Source organism: Streptomyces sp. DSM 116795 (assembly GCF_055792905.1).
In genome coordinates, this window is record NZ_CM147707.1 from 4605470 (window position 1) to 4620917 (window position 15448).

A 15448-nucleotide genomic window follows, 5' to 3' on the forward strand; every position below is an offset into this window, starting at 1 on the left:
GCACTCAGCCCTGTATAAATGTGCTCATACCTTGCATAACGCGCTCCTCTTCGACCGTGGCGCGGTTAAGCATGGAGAGCGGCATGAAGATCGCGTTTCTGATTCACAGCATCTACGGCATCGGCGGCACCATCCGTGCGACTGCGAATCTCTCCAGCGCGCTCGCGGCACGCGGCCATGAGGTCGAGGTGGTGTCGGTGTACCGCAGTGCTCCCTCGCCGCAGCTGCCGATCAGCGGCAAGGTCGAGATCGCGCCGTTGATCGACCTGTGCAAGGACTCAGCCGGCTGTGAGCGGGAGCACGAGCTGCAGCAGCAGCCGAGTGCCCTCCTGCCCGAACCGGAAGGGTCACTGCGCGTGTTCACGCGGCTGAGCGACATGCGGGTGGCGCGGTACCTGGAGACGACGCAGGCGGACGTCGTGGTCGCCACGCGGCCCGGCCTGCTGGTGTATCTCGCCGAGGCGGGCCGGGAACGGGACTTCCTGCGCATCGGTCAGGAACACATGACCCGCACCGCGCACGCTCCCGCGGTGCGTGCCGCCCTGGACGCGGTGATAGGGGACATGGACGCGTACCTGACCGTCACCGAGCAGGACGCCGTCACGCACCGCGACAAGCTTCCCCGGCTGCCGCGCATGCTGGGCTGTCTGCCCAATCCCGTCCACGCGCCACGGACCGAGCCGTCGCACGGAACGTCGAAGCTGATCGTCGCGGCGGGGCGGCTCGATCCGGGCAAGCGGTTCGATCTGCTCATCCGTGCCTTCGGGACGCTCGCGGACGAACTTCCCGACTGGAGAGTGCGCATCTACGGCCGCGGCCCGGACCACGCACGGCTGCGTGCGCTCATCGACGAGACCGGGCTCAGCGATCACGTCTTTCTGATGGGACCGAGAAACCCCATCGAGACCGAGTGGGCGAAGGCCACGATCGCCGTGTCCGCGTCCGACGCCGAATCGTTCGGCCTGACCATCATCGAGGCGATGCACTGTGGCGTGCCGGTGGTCTCCACCGACTGCCCCGTCGGTCCCCGGGAGATCATCGACGACGGCAGGGACGGCCTGCTGATTCCGGTCGGTGACCAGGAGGCCCTGGTCGACGCGCTGCGCACGCTCGCCACCGATCCCGGACTGCGCCGCTCCCTCACCGCGGCTGCCCGGGAGACGCTGCGGCGGCACGCACCGCACAGCATCGCCATGCAGTTCGAGCAGGTCGTGCGGGAACTGCGTCCCGGACTGCTTCCCGTATCGAGCGCCACGCCCCCGGCCGCGCCGGAAGCCGCCCCGCCGGGAGCCTCCCGCAGCACGCTGCGCGAGAGAGCCTCACGGCCGCTGCGGCCTCTGCGTCACAAGCTCCGCCGCAAGCGCAGGTCCGAATTCATGGGTGAGCACGGTCCGTTGGAGTCCCTGGAGCCCCTGCAGCCCCAGGCGCACTGCAAGGTCACCGCCGACGGCGGCCTCCTGATAAGCGTCCCCCGCGCCGGGGTGACAGGCAGGCACCTCACTCTCGTCGCCCGGCTGCGGGGCAGCGACGGGCGGACGGCCGAGGAACGCATAGAGGTGCAGCTCGTACACCCCGCGAGCGGCAACGGCTCGCTCACCGCCACGCTTCGCCGGGCAGAGCACCGGCTGGCCGAAGGCCGCTGGGATTTCCACGTCGAGCGCGCCGACGACGGCAAGAGTGCCCGCCTCGCCGCCGAACTCGTCGAACAGGCACGGCTGTTGACGCTGCCGTTGACGGCAGCACCGCGCGAGGTCAGCGCCTGGGTCCCCTACACGACCACCGGCGGAGCACTCGCGCTGCGCACCTGGCTGCGCCCCGCACACGCGGAACTCGGCCGGATCCACACCACCCCCGACGCCCTCGTTCTTGACGCCACGTTGCACGGCACACCCGCCACCGCCACCGCCACCCAGGTCGTCGCCCAACCGCCCCAGGGAGAGCCCGTCGCATTCGACGTCTCCGGGACACAGTTCAGCTGCACCGTTCCCTACGCCGATCTACCGGAGCGCCCCGGCACCTGGCACCTGGGCGTCCGGACGAGCGACGGAGCACTCGTACCGCTCGGCCGGCTCGCAGGCGACAACGTGGACCGCAAGCGAACGGACGCCTTCCCGGCCCGGACTTGCGGGAACCTGACCGCCCGGCCGGTCTTCGACCCGTCCAACAACTTGACGCTGCACGTCGAAGCGGCTGATCTCGCTCCCGTCGCGCGCATCGAAGCGTCTGGGCTCAGCCGTGCAGCCGCGCCCAGACCGCGCTTCCGCGCGTGACCGGGGAGACCGTCACGCCCCAGCAATCGGCGAGCGCCTCGACGATGTGCAGTCCTCGGCCCGACTCCCTCTCCGCGTTCGGTGCACGGCGGTGCGGTGCGCGGCTGCTGGTGTCGTCGTCGTGGACCTCCAGCCGGACCCCGTCGTACGGGCAGTAGGAGACCGCGCACACGATCCAGGCGCTGTCGGTGTGCGTCACCGCGTTGGTGATCAACTCGGAGAGAACGAGGGCCGCTTGCTCGCGTAAATCGGGTGAGGCACCTCGGCGGCCGAGCCAGCGGTCCATCGCGTGCCGGGCCCGGGGGACGCTGACGTCCTCGGCCGGGAGCCGGAGCGCGTGTGAATCCGTGCCGGAGACGGACGAGGGGCGCGGTGAGGGTTCGTGCGTGGGGGGCACGCTCATCGGGAGCACGGGCTCACTATGGGCGCTGCGGTCTTCAACTCGCAAGCTTCCGTCTGATAATTTCAGAGTGAAGGAGCAGTTGGGCGGGCCGAGTTGACGCATCGACGGTGGGTTCGGCCGGAGACGACCGGCACCCGGTCCCGGGAGGTGATGGCGTGACCGATGCACTGCCGACCGGTTCGAGTGCTCCGACGGTGCTGCGCATCATTCTCGGGAAGCGGCTCAAGGAGCTGCGTGAGGCTTCGGGTATCCGCCTCGACGCCGCCGCGAAGGCGCTGAGCGTCAACCACCTGACGATCAGACGGATGGAGAACGCTCAGGTCGGCCTCAAAGTCCCGTACGTCAAGGAGCTGTTGAGGCTCTACGAGGTGGGCGAGGCGGAGGTCGGCGAGTTCATCGCCATGGCCGAGCGCGCGAACGCGCCCGGCTGGTGGTATCCCTTCCGCGACGCCCTGCCGGACTGGTTCCGCGCGTACGTCAGCCTGGAGACGGACGCGGAGGTCATCCGGATCTACGAACCCCACTACGTGACCGGGCTGTTGCAGACCCGGGACTACGCCCGTGCGGTCATCGGTGCCGGATTCCCCCACGAGTCGGCGGAGTCGCTGGAGAACCGCGTCGATCTGCGGGTGCGCCGGCAGGAGTTGCTGGAACGCGACGACGCACCGACGTTGTGGGTCGTGCTGGAGGAGGCGGCGCTCCGGCGCGAGGTGGGCGGCCCGGCCGTCATGCGGGGACAGCTGGACCGGCTGGCCGAGGCCGCGGAGCTGCCGAACGTCACGCTGCGGATCGTTCCGCTCGCGGCGGGCCCGCATCCGGGGACGGGCGGTCACGTGACGTATTTCCGTTTCCACGAACGGGAGTTGCAGGACATCGTCTACACCGAGGTCGGGCTGACCAGCGCGGTCTATCTGGACCAGCGGCCCGACGTGGTCACTCATCTGGAGGCGCTCACGCGCGTATCGCTGCTGGCCGCCGACCATGTGCCCGACCCGCGCACGTATCTGAGCAACCTTCGCAAGGAGTTCGACAAATGACCCTTGATGCTCCCACCGGCGAAGTCCCCGCCGGCGAAGTTCCCGCCGGTGGTGACGTCCTCCGCAACGGGATGCCCACGCGCGGCGCCTGCCTGGAGGCCAGGAGACTGCCCGGCGTACGGGTGGCGCTTCGTCAGTCCACGGACCCGGAAGGCCCCGCCCTGCTTTACTCGGCACACGGGATGACCGACTTCCTCACGAGCTGACCGCTGACGGCCGACGGCCGAACTGCCCCGGCACCTCCCACAGTTCGCCGGACCAGCACCGACGCACCAGCCCCACGCACCATCCCCTCGTTCCACCGACCACACAGGCCGGCCGGCGGGGAAGCACTTCGCCGTGTGTTTCCCCGCCGGCCTCGAACGGCAGACTGCTCCTACGGCAGTCTGCTCTCACCGCAGTCTGCGTTCACTGCAGAAAAGGGATGACCGATGACGACGTCCGGCAAGCCGGAGATCGACACCAGCAGGCCGCATTCGGCCCGGATGTACGACTACTACCTGGGCGGCAAGGACTGGTATCCCGTCGACGAGGAAGCAGCCGAAAGAGTCCTCCAGGTCTGCCCCCAGATCCGGCGCACCGCGGAGACCAACCGGTCGTTCATGCACCGGGCGACGCGCACCCTCGCCGCCGAGCACGGCATCCGCCAGTTCGTCGACATCGGCACCGGCATCCCCACCTCGCCCAACCTCCACCAGGTCGCCCAGGAGGCGGCCCCCGACTCGCGGGTGGTGTACGCGGACCACGACGCCACGGTGCTGGAGTACGCACACGTCCTGATGCGGAGCACGCCCGAGGGCCGCACCGCCTACATCAACGCCGACGTGCGCGAGGACGCCATACTGGACTCGCCGCGGCTGCGCGAGGTCATCGACCTGGACAAGCCGGTCGCCCTGTCCCTCGTCGCTCTCCTCCACTTCGTCCCCGACGACCGCAAGCCGTACGAGATAGTCCGCGGCCTGCTGGACCAGCTCGCGTCCGGCAGCTTCCTGGTGCTCAGCCACTGCACCGCCGACTTCGACGCGCACGCCTGGCTGGGCGTGAAGAAGATCTACGACGCGGGCGGCACCACCGTGCAGCTGCGGAGCCAGGAAGAGGTCGAGCTCTTCTTCGACGGCCTGGAGCTGATCGATCCGCAGGTGACGGCGGCACACGACTGGCGCCCCGAGGAGCCCGTCGAAGTCACGGGCGAGGAGGCCGAGTTGCTCCGCAGCGCCGCTCTGTACGCGGGAGTCGGGAGGAAGCCATGAGCGCTCCCCTCCGCAACGGCCCCCAGAACGAGAACTCCGGCCCCGGCGGCGCCCGCAAGCCGACCGAGCACCAGATGCGGCTCGCGCGTGTCCGTGCGGCTGCCACGGGAGAGTCCCTGTCGCAGGTGCTGTCGGTGTTCATGGGCGTGGGCCGCCACGGCGAGGACGCCGGGGCACCTCCCACGGGGCCGGAAGCCCCGCTCGCACAGGGCCCCTCGGACCCGGCAGCCCCGGACGCCGAAGCCCCCGAGCAGCTCGCCCCCGTGATCCCGCTGGCGCGTGCGGCTCGCGGCAACGGTCCCTCGGAGCCTGCCCCGGACGAAGCCTGAGCAGGACCGGGCGCCAGGGGCGGGTCCCGCAGACGGGCTCCGGCCAACCCGGGTATCTCCGGTCAGCCCGGGTATCTACGGTCAACTGCCGGACGGCTCTGGTCAGTCGGCCGGCGTCTCCGGCGCCGGCTGCTCCGCCCAGATGACCTTGCCGTCCTCGGTGTAGCGCGTGCCCCAGCGTTCGGCCACCTGCGCCACGAGGAAGAGGCCCCGGCCGCCCTCGTCCATGGTGGCCGCGTAGCGCAGGTGCGGTGAGGTGCTGCTGTGGTCGAAGACCTCGCAGATGAGCGTACGGTCGCGGATCAGCCGCACATTGATCGGCCCGGTGCCGTGGCGCATGGCGTTGGTGAGCAGTTCGCTGAGGATCAGCTCCGTGGTCTCGACGAGGTCCTCCAGTCCCCATTCCGTGAGCCGTTCGGAGACGGCGGCCCGTACGCGACGCACGGCGGCCGGGTCCGATTCCACGTCCCACTCGGCCACTTGCCCGGCCCCGAGCACCCGCGTGCGGGCGACCAGCAACGCGATGTCGTCACTCTGAAGCTCCGGGAGCAGGGCGTCGAGCACGGCTTCGCAGGTCTCCTCGGGCGACCGGTCCGGTTGCCCCAGCGTCTCGCGGAGCAACTGCAGCCCGGTGTCGATGTCCTGGTCGCGGCGCTCGACGAGGCCGTCGGTGAAGAGAACGAGGCGGCTGCCCTCGGTGAGTTCCAACTCGGTGGACTCGAAGGGCAGTCCGCCGATGCCGAGGGGCAGTCCGGCCGGCACGTCCAGGAACTCCACCGTGCCGTCGGGCAGTGCGAGCGCGGGCGTCGGGTGGCCGGCCCTGGCGATGACGCAGTTGCGGGAGACGGAGTCGTAGATCGCGTACAGGCAGGTGGCACCCGCGATGGTGGTCCTGTCGTCGGCCGCGACGGCGTCCTGTTCGAGCCGCGTGACCAACTCGTCGAGGTGGCCGAGGAGTTCGTCGGGCGGCAGGTCGAGGGAGGAGAAGTTGTGCACGGCGGTGCGCAGCCGCCCCATGGTGGCCGCGGCGTGCAGCCCGTGCCCGACCACATCGCCCATGACGAGCGCGACCCTGGCGCCCGGCAGCGGGATCACGTCGAACCAGTCGCCGCCGACACCCTCCTGCGCGGGCAGGTAGCGGGAGGCGACCTCGACGGCGTTCTGCTGCGGCAGCGCGCGGGGGAGCAGCCTGCGCTGCAGCGTCACGGCCATGCCGTGCTCGCGGGTGTAGCGGCGTGCGTTGTCGAGGGACACCGCGGCGCGTGCGGCCAGTTCGGCCGCGAGGGAGAGGTCGTCCTGCTCGTAGGGCTCGGGCTTCACGGAGCGCCAGAAGTTGACGACGCCCAGCAGCACGCCGCGGGCGCGCAGCGGCGCCGTGATGAGCGAATGGATGCCGAAATCGATGACCCGCCGGGCCCGTTGGTGATCCACCGCCTGCCACCCCGGCGACTCACCGAGACGCGGCACCAGGACCGCCTGCCCGCTCTCCACGCTGCGGGCCTGTGGCGAGGCCGGCACGAAAGTGATCAGGTCGCCGACCGGGAAGAGGGGAGCGTCCCCGCGGATGCCGTCGAAGGCCGTGCGCCGCATCCGCGCGCCGCCGTCGCTCGTGGAGATGCTGGTGCCGTTCACCCCCGGTTCGTCCCCGCCCAGCACGGGCTCGGCCAGGTCGACGGTGACGTAGTCGGCGAAGCGCGGGACCGCGACCTGCGCCAGCTCCTCGGCCGTACGGGTCACATCGAGGGTGGTTCCGACGCCGCCGGTGGCGTCGTAGAGCAGCTTCAGCCGCCGCCGGACCAGCTCGACCCGCTTCGACGCCTCGCCGATCATCTCCATCACTTCATCGGTGCCGACCTGCTCCTCTCCGGCCACCGCGTCGACCGCGAGCCGCGCGGAGGCCGCGCCGATCGAGCCGGCGAGCTGGGCTTCCGCGTGATGGACCAGCTCCGGGGCGGCCTTGGACGCCAGCGAGTCGGGTCTCCTTCCGGGGTAGGAGCGCAGCGCCCGCTGCGCACCTTCCTTCCCGAGGAAGCGCTCCATCAGCGTCTTCACTTCGCCGACCGTGGCGCGGACCGCCCAGCGCCGCTCCCTGACAGGCACTGCGAGGATGTCGGCGAACTGCTCCGCCTGCGCCCGCTCGGCGGCGTTCGGCCGGCCGGCGAGTGAGACGGCGACATAGCCGCCGATGTTCAGCAGCATGCTCCAGAACATCGCGTTGCTGATCGGGTCCATTCCCGTCAGGCCGAACAGCTGCTCGGGCCGGAGCAGTTCGATGCCGAGCGGCCCGTCTCGCAGGAACGATGAAGGCAGCAGCCCGGATTCGGCGAAGCTCGGCAGCAGCAGCGTGTACGCCCATACGGTGAACCCCGCCAGCAGGCCCACCAGTACGCCCAGTCGCGTACCGCCCTTCCAGAACAGGCCGCCCAGGATCGCGGGCGCGAACTGTGCCACCGCCGCGAACGACACCGTGCCGATCATTCCCAGCGCCGGACCCTCGCCGGCCAGCCGGAAGTACGCGTAGCCGAGCAGCAGGATCAGCACGATGGTCGCCCGGCGGATGCCCAGCACCAGCCCGGTGAGGTCGTCCCGGCGCACCAGCCGGGATTTGCCGCGCAGCAGCAGCGGCAGAACGAGTGAGTTCGACACCATCGTGCTGAGCGCGACCGTCTCGACGATGATCATGCTGGTGCCCGCGCTGAGGCCGCCGATGAAGACGAGCAGCGCGAGCGCCTGCGGTCCCTCGGCCATCGGCAATGCCAGCACATAGGTGTCGGAGTCGACGGACGTCCCGAACCGCAGCAGCCCGCCTGCCGCGATCGGAAGCACGAAGAAGGTGATCGCGAGCAGGTACAGCGGGAACACCCACATCGCCCGTTTGAGGTGCCCCTCGTCCACGTTCTCGACGAAGATCATCTGCCACTGCCGGGGCAGCAGCACGATCGCCAGCATGGACAGCAGATTGAGCCAGATCCACTCGCCGTAGCCCGTCTCCTCGCGCAGCGTGAACAGCTTTGTGAGGTTGGCGTCCGCCACCTGGGAGAACAGGTCACCGAACCCCCCGAACAGCCAGAACGTCACGAAGATCCCGGCCGAGAGGAACATCACGAGCTTGACGACGGACTCGAATGCGATCGCGGCGACGATGCCTTCGTGGCGTTCGGTGGTGTCCAGGTGCCGGGTGCCGAACAGGATGGTGAACGCGGCGAGCGCGAGCGCCACATAGAACCCGGTGTCCTGGAACAGCGGGACGTGGCCCAGATCCGATGTGGAGGTGATCTTGGGATGCCGCCGGAGGATCTCGAAGGTGTTGGAGACCGCCTTGAGCTGCAGTGAGATGTAGGGAACGATCCCGATCACGGCGATGACCGTCACCAGGCCGCCCAGTGCGGCGCTCTTGCCGTAGCGGGCGGAGACGAAGTCGGCCAGCGAAGTGATCCGGTGCCGCCGGCTGATCCGGATGATTCTGCGCAGCACCAGCCAGCCCAGCGCGAACATGAGCATCGGCCCGAGATAGACCGACAGGAATCCGACTCCGGACGTGGCGGCCGTGCCCACGTTGCCGTAGAAGCCCCAGGCGGTCTCGTACACCGCAAGGGACAGCGCGTAGACCGTGGCGTTGTTGATGATGCTCCGGCGGGCGTCCGCCCGCCGGTCGCCGTAGTAGGCCACGGCGAAGAGCAGGCCCAGGTACGCCACCGAAACGACGACGATGACCCAGGTCTGGAGCACGGCGCTACCTCGATCTGCCGCCGATGACGGCGACCAGGACGATCACGATCGCCCAGACGAGGTAGAGGTAGGCCCAGAGAACCGGGACGCCGAAGATCCGGTCCGCGCGGTCGAACTGCGTCAGCAACGGTGGAACGATCAGCACGATCCCCAGCGCCGTGACGGCAGCCAGGCGCCCGGCGAGCTGTTCGTCGTCTCGCGACTCCGCCACGGACTGCCTCCGCATCCTCGGTCTCACGCCTGCGACCGCCCAGGTGTGTCCGGTGCCGCCGCAACAGGGCGCCGGTCGGCACCGCCACTGCCGGCGCTCTGCTCAGTTCAGCACAGCGTGGTCGTCACTGCACTCTGCGCGATCCCGTACGCAGCACCCTCCGCCTCGCCGGACGGTCCGCAGGCGACGGTCAGCCGGCGGGTGTCTGCGGCGCCGGCTGCTCTGCCCAGATGACCTTGCCGTCCTCGGTGTAGCGCGTGCCCCAGCGTTCGGTGAGCTGGGCGACGAGGAAGAGGCCCCGGCCGCCCTCGTCCATGGTGGCCGCGTAGCGCAGGTGCGGTGAGGTGCTGCTGTGGTCGAAGACCTCGCAGATGAGGGCGCGGTCGCGGATCAGCCGTACGTTGATGGGCCCCGCGCCGTGGCGCATGGCGTTGGTGGTCAGTTCGCTGAGGATCAGCTCCGTGGTCTCGACGAGGTCCTCCAGTCCCCATTCCGTGAGCCGTTCGGAGACTGCGGCCCGTACGCGGCGAACCGCGGCGGGATCGGACTCCACGTCCCACTCGGCGACCTGCCCGGCCCCGAGCACATGTGTACGGGCCACGAGCAGGGCGATGTCGTCGCTCTGAAGCTCCGGGAGCAGGGCGTCGAGGACGGCTTCGCAGGTCTCCTCGGGCGACCGGCCCGGGTGTGCCAGCGTCTCGCGGAGCAGCTGCAGCCCGGTGTCGATGTCCTGGTCGCGGCGCTCGATGAGGCCGTCGGTGAACAGGACGAGGCGGCTGCCCTCGGGGAGTTCCAACTCGGTGGATTCGAAGGGCAGTCCGCCGATGCCGAGGGGCAGTCCGGCCGGTACGTCCAGGAACTCCACGGTGCCGTCGGGGAGTGCGAGGGCGGGCGTCGGGTGGCCGGCCTTGGCGATGGCGCAATTGCGGGAGACGGAGTCGTAGATCGCGTACAGGCAGGTGGCGCCGGCGATGGTGGTCTGTTCGCCGGCCGCGTCCTGTTCGAGGCGGGTGACCAACTCGTCGAGGTGGCCGAGGAGTTCGTCGGGCGGCAGGTCGAGGGAGGAGAAGTTGTGCACGGCTGTGCGCAGGCGTCCCATGGTGGCCGCGGCGTGCAGTCCGTGTCCCACGACGTCGCCCATGACGAGTGCGACGCGGGCGCCCGGCAGCGGGATCACGTCGAACCAGTCGCCGCCGACACCCTCCTGCGCGGGCAGGTAGCGGGAGGCGACCTCGACGGCGTTCTGTTCGGGCAGTGCGCGGGGGAGCAGTCTGCGCTGGAGCGTCACGGCCATGCCGTGCTCGCGGGTGTAGCGGCGTGCGTTGTCCAGTGAGACGGCGGCGCGTGCGGCCAGTTCGGCCGCGAGGGAGAGGTCGTCCTGTTCGAAGGGCTCGGGCTTCTCCGAGCGCCAGAAGTTGACGACGCCCAGCAGCACGCCGCGGGCGCGCAGCGGCGCCGCGATGACCGAATGGATCCCGTATCGGATGACCCGCCGGGCCCGCTGGTGATCCACCGCCTGCCACTCCGGGGCTTCGTCGAGACGGGGCACCAGGATCGCCTGCCCGCTCTCGACGCTGCGGGCCTCGGGTGAGTGAGGGCCACGGCTGATCAACTCGCCTACCGGGAAGAGCGGTGGGTCGTCGCGGATGCCGCTGAAGGCGATGCGCCGCAGCCGCGTACTGCCGTCGGCGGTCGTGATGCTGGAGCCGTTCACCCCCGGTTCGTCGCCGCGCAGTACGGGCTCGGCCAGGTCGACGGTGACGTAGTCGGCCAACCGGGGGATCGCGACCTGCGCCAGCTCCTCGGCCGTACGGGTCACATCGAGGGTGGTGCCGATGCCGCCGGTGGCGTCGTAGAGCAGCTTCAGCCGCCGCCGGACCAGCTCGACCCTGTGCGACGCCTCGCCGATCATCTCCATCACTTCATCGCTGCCGACCTGCTCCTCTCCGGCCACCGCGTCGACCGCGAGCCGCGCCGAGGCAGCACCGACCGACCCCGCGAGCTGGGCTTCCGTGTGATGGATCAGTTCCGGGGCCGCTTGGGCCGATTGTGAGCCGGGCCTCCTCCCGGGGTAGGCGCGCATCGCCCGCTGCGCGCCGTCCCTACCGAGGAAGCGCTCCATCAGCGTCTGCAGCTCGCCGACCGTGGTGCGGACCTGCCAGCGCCGCTCCCTGACAGGCTCCGCGGGGGCGTCGACGAACTGCTCCGCCTGCGCCCGCTCGGCGGCGTCCGGCCGCCCGGCGAGTGAGACGGCGACATAGCCGCCGATGTTCAGCAGCATGCTCCAGAACATCGCATGGCTGATCCGGTCCATTCCCGTCAGGCCGAACAGCTGCTCGGGGCGGAGCAGTTCGATGCCGAAGGGGCCCTGTCGCAGGAATGACGGATGCAGCAGACCGGATTCGGCGAAGCTCGGCAGCAGCAGCGTGTACGCCCATACGGTGAACCCCGCCAGCAGGCCGACCAGCACGCCCCGGCGGGTGCCGCCCTTCCAGAACAGGCCGCCGAGGATCGCGGGCGCGAACTGTGCCACGGCCGCGAACGACACCAGGCCGATCGACACCAACGTGGGCCCCTCGCCCGCGAGCCGGAAGTACGCGTATCCGAGCAGCAGGATCAGCACGATGGTCGCCCGGCGGATGCCCAGCACCAGCCGGGCGAGGTCGTCCCGGTGCGCCAGCCGGGACTTTGCACGCAGCAGCAGTGGCATGACGAGTGAGTTCGACACCATCGTGCTGAGCGCGATCGTCTCGACGATGATCATGCCCGTGGCGGCGCTGAGGCCGCCGATGAAGACGAGCAGCGCGAGTGCCTGCTGGCCTTCGGCCATCGGCAGGGCCAGCACATAGGTGTCGGTGTCGACGGACTTCCCGAATCGCAGCAGCCCGCCGGCCGCGATCGGAAGCACGAAGACGGTGATCGCGAGCAGGTAGAGCGGGAACAGCCACATCGCCCGTCTGAGGTGCCTCTCATTGACGTTCTCGACGATGGTGATCTGCCACTGCCGGGGCAGCAGCACGATCGCCAGCATCGACAGCACCGTCAGCCAGATCCACTCGCCGGTTCCCGTCTGGTCCCGCAGCGTGAACAGCCTGGTGAGATCGGCGTCGGCTGCCTGGGAGAACAGGTCGCCGAACCCCCCGAACACCCAGAACGCCACGAAGATCCCGGCCGAGAGGAACGCCACGAGCTTGACCACCGCCTCGAAGGCGATGGCGGCGACCATCCCCTCGTGGCGTTCGGTGGTGTCCAGGTGCCTGGTGCCGAACAGGATGGTGAACGCGGCGAGCAGCAGCGCCGCGTAGAACCCGGTGTCCTGGAAAAGCGGGATGGAGCCCAGCTCCGAGGTGGAGGCGATCTCCGGGTATCGCCGGATGATCTCGAAGCTGTTGGAGACCGCCTTGAGCTGCAGCGAGATGTAGGGAACGATCCCGATCACGGCGATGACCGTCACCAGGCCGCCCAGCGCGGCGCTCTTGCCGTAGCGGGCGGCGATGAAGTCGGCCAGCGAGGTGATCCGGTGCCGTCGGCTGATCCGGATGATTCTGCGCAGCACCAGCCAGCCCAGCGCGAGCATGAGAGTCGGCCCCAGGTAGACCGGCAGGAAGCCGACACCTTCCGTGGCGGCCTGGCCCACGCTGCCGTAGTACGTCCACGAGGTGGCGTACACCGCCAGGGACAGCGCGTAGACCGTGCCGTTGTTGATGATGCTCCGGCCCGCGTCCGCCCGCCGGTCGCCGTAGAAGGCCACGGCGAAGAGCAGGCCCAGGTACACCACCGAGACAGCGACGACGACCGAGGTCCGGAGCACGGCGCTACCTCGATCTGCCGCCGATGACGGCGACCGGACCGATCACGGTCACGATCACGGCAGCCAGGCGCCCGGCGAGCTGCTCGTCGTCTCGCGACTCCGCCACGCGCTGCCTCCGCATCCTCATCTCACGCCTTGCGACCACCCATGTGCGTACGGTCCCGTATCCCGCCCAGTCCAGCACGGCGCCGAGAGGCCCGCTACCTCGTAGAAGACCGCCGGGCGCACTGCCGGCCACCTCGTTCGGAGCACTCTCCGCCGCCCGTGTGGGTGCGCCGGACGGTGCGGCAGCCGGTACGCGGCGTGTGCGTACGAGTACGACCCGGTGGACACGCTCGTTAACTCTCTGTGAGCATCGTGGAGTTGGAACAGGTCAGGGCAGCGGTACCGGAGGGGGCCGGAAATGGCGCACAGCGCGGGCAGGTCTTGGGTCAGCGAGCCGGACACGTCGGACAGCCTCAAGTCCTTCGGCGCGATCGTGAAGGTCTTCCGGGAGCGGGCGGGGTTCACCCAGAACGCGCTGGCAGAGCTGGTGCAGTACTCGCACCCGATGATCTCCTCGATCGAGCAGGGCCGCCGCCTGCCGCCGCCGGACTTCGTGGAGAAGGCCGAAGAGGCGCTGGCGGCCTTCGGCGTGCTGCGTGCGGCGGCCCAACACGTGGGGCGGCAGCCGGGGTTGGCGACGTGGTTCCGTGAGTGGGCGCGGCTGGAGAAGGAGGCCGTCAACCTCTGCACGTACGAGTGCCGCCTCGTGCCGGGGCTGCTGCAGACGGAGACGTATGCGCGCGCCGTCTTCGACAACAGCCTGCCGCCGCTGACGGACACCCAGCTCGAATCGCAGGTCACCGCTCGGGCGGAGCGGCAGCGGCTGCTGGCCGAGCGCCCCAATTCGGCGTTCAGCTTCATCGTCGAGGAGGCCGTACTGATGCGACGGCTGGGCGGCGTGACGGCCACCCGGGAACAGCTCGAACATCTGCTGGAGCGCGGCAGGTTGCGCAATGTGGAGATCCAGATCGTGCCCGCCGACCGGGAGGAGCACGCCTGCCTCGACGGCGCCGTTGCGCTGCTGGAGACCCCGTATCACCGCTGGTTCGGCTACAGCGAGGGGCAGGAGAACGGCCGGCTGATCTCCGACGTGAAAGAGGTCAGCGTGCTCCAGATGCGGTATGCCAAGATGCGCTCACAGGCTCTCTCCCACTCCGAATCGATGAGCCTGCTGCAGCGGATGCGAGGAGCGCTATGACCACCGGACTGGCCTGGTTCAAGTCGAGCTACAGCGGCACTCAGGGCGACAACTGCGTTGAAGTCGCCCTCTCCTGGAGCAAGTCCAGCTACAGCGGCACCCAGGGCGACGACTGCGTCGAGGTCGCCGCCTGCCCCGGCACCGTCCACGTACGGGACTCCAAAGACGAGGAAGGCCCCCAGCTCGCCGTCGCGCCCGGCGCCTGGACCGCCTTCGTCTCGTACGCCGCACGCGCGTAACTCCCTCACCCCATGCGGCGGTTCGAGGGTTACGCGGCGCTGGTCACCGGCGCGGGTCAGGGGATCGGCGCGGCCGTCTCCCGCCGCCTGGCGTCCGAGGGCGCGCGGGTGACGGTCACCGACCTGGACGGCGAGCGGGCCGAGCGTACGGCCGAGGCGATCCGCACCGGCGGCGGCGAAGCCCTCGCCGCCGCCTGCGACGTGCGCGACCGGCAGGCGGTCGAGGCGGCGGTGGCGCAGGCCGTCCGGCACTTCGGCCGCCTCGACGTACTGGTCAACAACGCCTACCGCTGCACCCCGGACGCCGAACTCCTTGAGGACGAGCCGGACTCGGTCTGGGACGGCGACCTGGACACCACCCTCACCGGCGCCTTCCGCTGCGCACGCGCCGCGATGCCGCATCTGGCGGCGGCGGGCGGACGCGGCGCGATCGTCAACGTCGGTTCGGTCAACGGCATCCAGGACTTCGGCAACCACGCATACAGCGCCGCGAAGGCCGGTCTCGCCTCCCTGACCCGTACTCTCGCAGGCGACGGCGGGCCGCGCCGCGTACGCGTCAACCTCGTCGCCCCCGGCACGGTGCGCACCGAGGCGTGGGCGGGGCGGGACGCGGCACTGGAACGTGCCGCCGCTCTCTACCCGTTGGGCAGGGTGGGCCGCCCCGCCGACATCGCCTCGGCCGTCGCCTTCCTGGCGTCCTCCGACGCGGAGTGGATCACGGGCGTCACGCTTCCCGTGGACGGCGGCGTCACCGCGGTCAACTCCGGCTTCCGGGAGGCCATGAGCGTCCAGGACGCGCCGGGTCAGGACAGCTCCGTTCAGTGATGCTCTGACGCCCTGTCAACTCCCCTTTGTTCAGCAGCACTTGCTCTCGATGAACATACCCGTGTTCCGCTAACGTTGCGTGGCACACCGGTCACAGTCGA

The 15448-nt window shown here is 69.8% G+C and carries 11 protein-coding genes and 1 pseudogene; 8 read left to right on the top strand and 4 right to left on the bottom strand.

Going from position 1 to position 15448, the window contains the following annotated elements:
* Window positions 1-83: 83 nt before the first annotated feature.
* Entirely contained in the window at window positions 84-2270 is a 2187-nt protein-coding gene (locus ACSMXX_RS19920; RefSeq protein ID WP_473180057.1) for a glycosyltransferase, read from the top strand.
* Here ACSMXX_RS19920 and ACSMXX_RS19925 read toward each other — a convergent pair.
* Window positions 2230-2673 carry an ATP-binding protein gene (locus ACSMXX_RS19925; RefSeq protein WP_473180058.1) on the bottom strand — a complete coding sequence of 148 codons (444 nt, stop codon included), beginning with the start codon at window positions 2671-2673 and terminating at the stop codon, window positions 2230-2232. The two genes, ACSMXX_RS19920 and ACSMXX_RS19925, sit on opposite strands and share 41 nt — an antisense overlap.
* Before the next feature lie 155 nt (window positions 2674-2828).
* Between ACSMXX_RS19925 and ACSMXX_RS19930 the strand changes: the two genes are divergently transcribed.
* The 4 genes from ACSMXX_RS19930 to ACSMXX_RS19945 all read left to right on the top strand — a co-directional run bounded on the left by ACSMXX_RS19930 (window position 2829) and on the right by ACSMXX_RS19945 (window position 5289).
* Window positions 2829-3710 carry a helix-turn-helix domain-containing protein gene (locus tag ACSMXX_RS19930; RefSeq protein WP_473180059.1) on the top strand — a complete coding sequence of 294 codons (882 nt, stop codon included), beginning with the start codon at window positions 2829-2831 and terminating at the stop codon, window positions 3708-3710.
* Window positions 3707-3916 (top strand): DUF397 domain-containing protein, encoded by a 210-nt coding sequence (locus tag ACSMXX_RS19935; RefSeq protein WP_473180060.1) that lies wholly within the window; start codon window positions 3707-3709, stop codon window positions 3914-3916. The genes ACSMXX_RS19930 and ACSMXX_RS19935 overlap by 4 nt, the downstream gene beginning before the upstream one ends.
* 225 nt (window positions 3917-4141) lie before the next feature.
* The gene (locus tag ACSMXX_RS19940) at window positions 4142-4960 is read left to right on the top strand and encodes an SAM-dependent methyltransferase (protein WP_473180061.1); all 819 of its coding nucleotides are present in this window, start codon (window positions 4142-4144) and stop codon (window positions 4958-4960) included.
* Window positions 4957-5289, top strand: coding sequence for a hypothetical protein (locus ACSMXX_RS19945; RefSeq protein ID WP_473180062.1), 333 nt, complete (start codon window positions 4957-4959; stop codon window positions 5287-5289). The genes ACSMXX_RS19940 and ACSMXX_RS19945 overlap by 4 nt, the downstream gene beginning before the upstream one ends.
* Window positions 5290-5391: 102 nt before the next feature.
* On the opposite strand, the pseudogene ACSMXX_RS19950 reads toward ACSMXX_RS19945, so the two are convergent.
* The 3 genes and pseudogenes from ACSMXX_RS19950 to ACSMXX_RS19960 form a co-directional block, all read right to left on the bottom strand.
* Window positions 5392-7104: pseudogene (locus tag ACSMXX_RS19950) on the bottom strand (SpoIIE family protein phosphatase); the annotation flags it as partial.
* A gap of 1918 nt (window positions 7105-9022) precedes the next feature.
* Window positions 9023-9229 carry a hypothetical protein gene (locus ACSMXX_RS19955; RefSeq protein ID WP_473180063.1) on the bottom strand — a complete coding sequence of 69 codons (207 nt, stop codon included), beginning with the start codon at window positions 9227-9229 and terminating at the stop codon, window positions 9023-9025.
* Window positions 9230-9419: 190 nt separating this feature from the next.
* A complete protein-coding gene (locus ACSMXX_RS19960; RefSeq protein ID WP_473180064.1) occupies window positions 9420-13040 on the bottom strand; it encodes a SpoIIE family protein phosphatase in 3621 nt (1206 codons plus the stop codon).
* Between the two features lie 403 nt (window positions 13041-13443).
* Between ACSMXX_RS19960 and ACSMXX_RS19965 the strand changes: the two genes are divergently transcribed.
* The 3 genes from ACSMXX_RS19965 to ACSMXX_RS19975 are packed head-to-tail and all read left to right on the top strand — an operon-like array spanning window position 13444 to window position 15347.
* Window positions 13444-14283 carry a helix-turn-helix domain-containing protein gene (locus tag ACSMXX_RS19965; protein ID WP_473180065.1) on the top strand — a complete coding sequence of 280 codons (840 nt, stop codon included), beginning with the start codon at window positions 13444-13446 and terminating at the stop codon, window positions 14281-14283.
* The gene (locus ACSMXX_RS19970; RefSeq protein WP_473180066.1) at window positions 14280-14522 is read left to right on the top strand and encodes a DUF397 domain-containing protein; all 243 of its coding nucleotides are present in this window, start codon (window positions 14280-14282) and stop codon (window positions 14520-14522) included. The genes ACSMXX_RS19965 and ACSMXX_RS19970 overlap by 4 nt, the downstream gene beginning before the upstream one ends.
* 12 nt (window positions 14523-14534) lie before the next feature.
* The gene (locus tag ACSMXX_RS19975) at window positions 14535-15347 is read left to right on the top strand and encodes an SDR family NAD(P)-dependent oxidoreductase (protein ID WP_473180067.1); all 813 of its coding nucleotides are present in this window, start codon (window positions 14535-14537) and stop codon (window positions 15345-15347) included.
* Window positions 15348-15448: the final 101 nt, after the last annotated feature.

Coding starts and splice junctions, on each gene's coding strand:
- ACSMXX_RS19920 (WP_473180057.1), top strand. CDS start 84: ATGAAGATCGCGTTTCTGATTCACAGCATCTACGGCATCGGCGGCACC.
- ACSMXX_RS19925 (WP_473180058.1), bottom strand. CDS start 2,673: ATGAGCGTGCCCCCCACGCACGAACCCTCACCGCGCCCCTCGTCCGTC.
- ACSMXX_RS19935 (WP_473180060.1), top strand. CDS start 3,707: ATGACCCTTGATGCTCCCACCGGCGAAGTCCCCGCCGGCGAAGTTCCC.
- ACSMXX_RS19940 (WP_473180061.1), top strand. CDS start 4,142: ATGACGACGTCCGGCAAGCCGGAGATCGACACCAGCAGGCCGCATTCG.
- ACSMXX_RS19945 (WP_473180062.1), top strand. CDS start 4,957: ATGAGCGCTCCCCTCCGCAACGGCCCCCAGAACGAGAACTCCGGCCCC.
- ACSMXX_RS19965 (WP_473180065.1), top strand. CDS start 13,444: ATGGCGCACAGCGCGGGCAGGTCTTGGGTCAGCGAGCCGGACACGTCG.
- ACSMXX_RS19970 (WP_473180066.1), top strand. CDS start 14,280: ATGACCACCGGACTGGCCTGGTTCAAGTCGAGCTACAGCGGCACTCAG.
- ACSMXX_RS19975 (WP_473180067.1), top strand. CDS start 14,535: ATGCGGCGGTTCGAGGGTTACGCGGCGCTGGTCACCGGCGCGGGTCAG.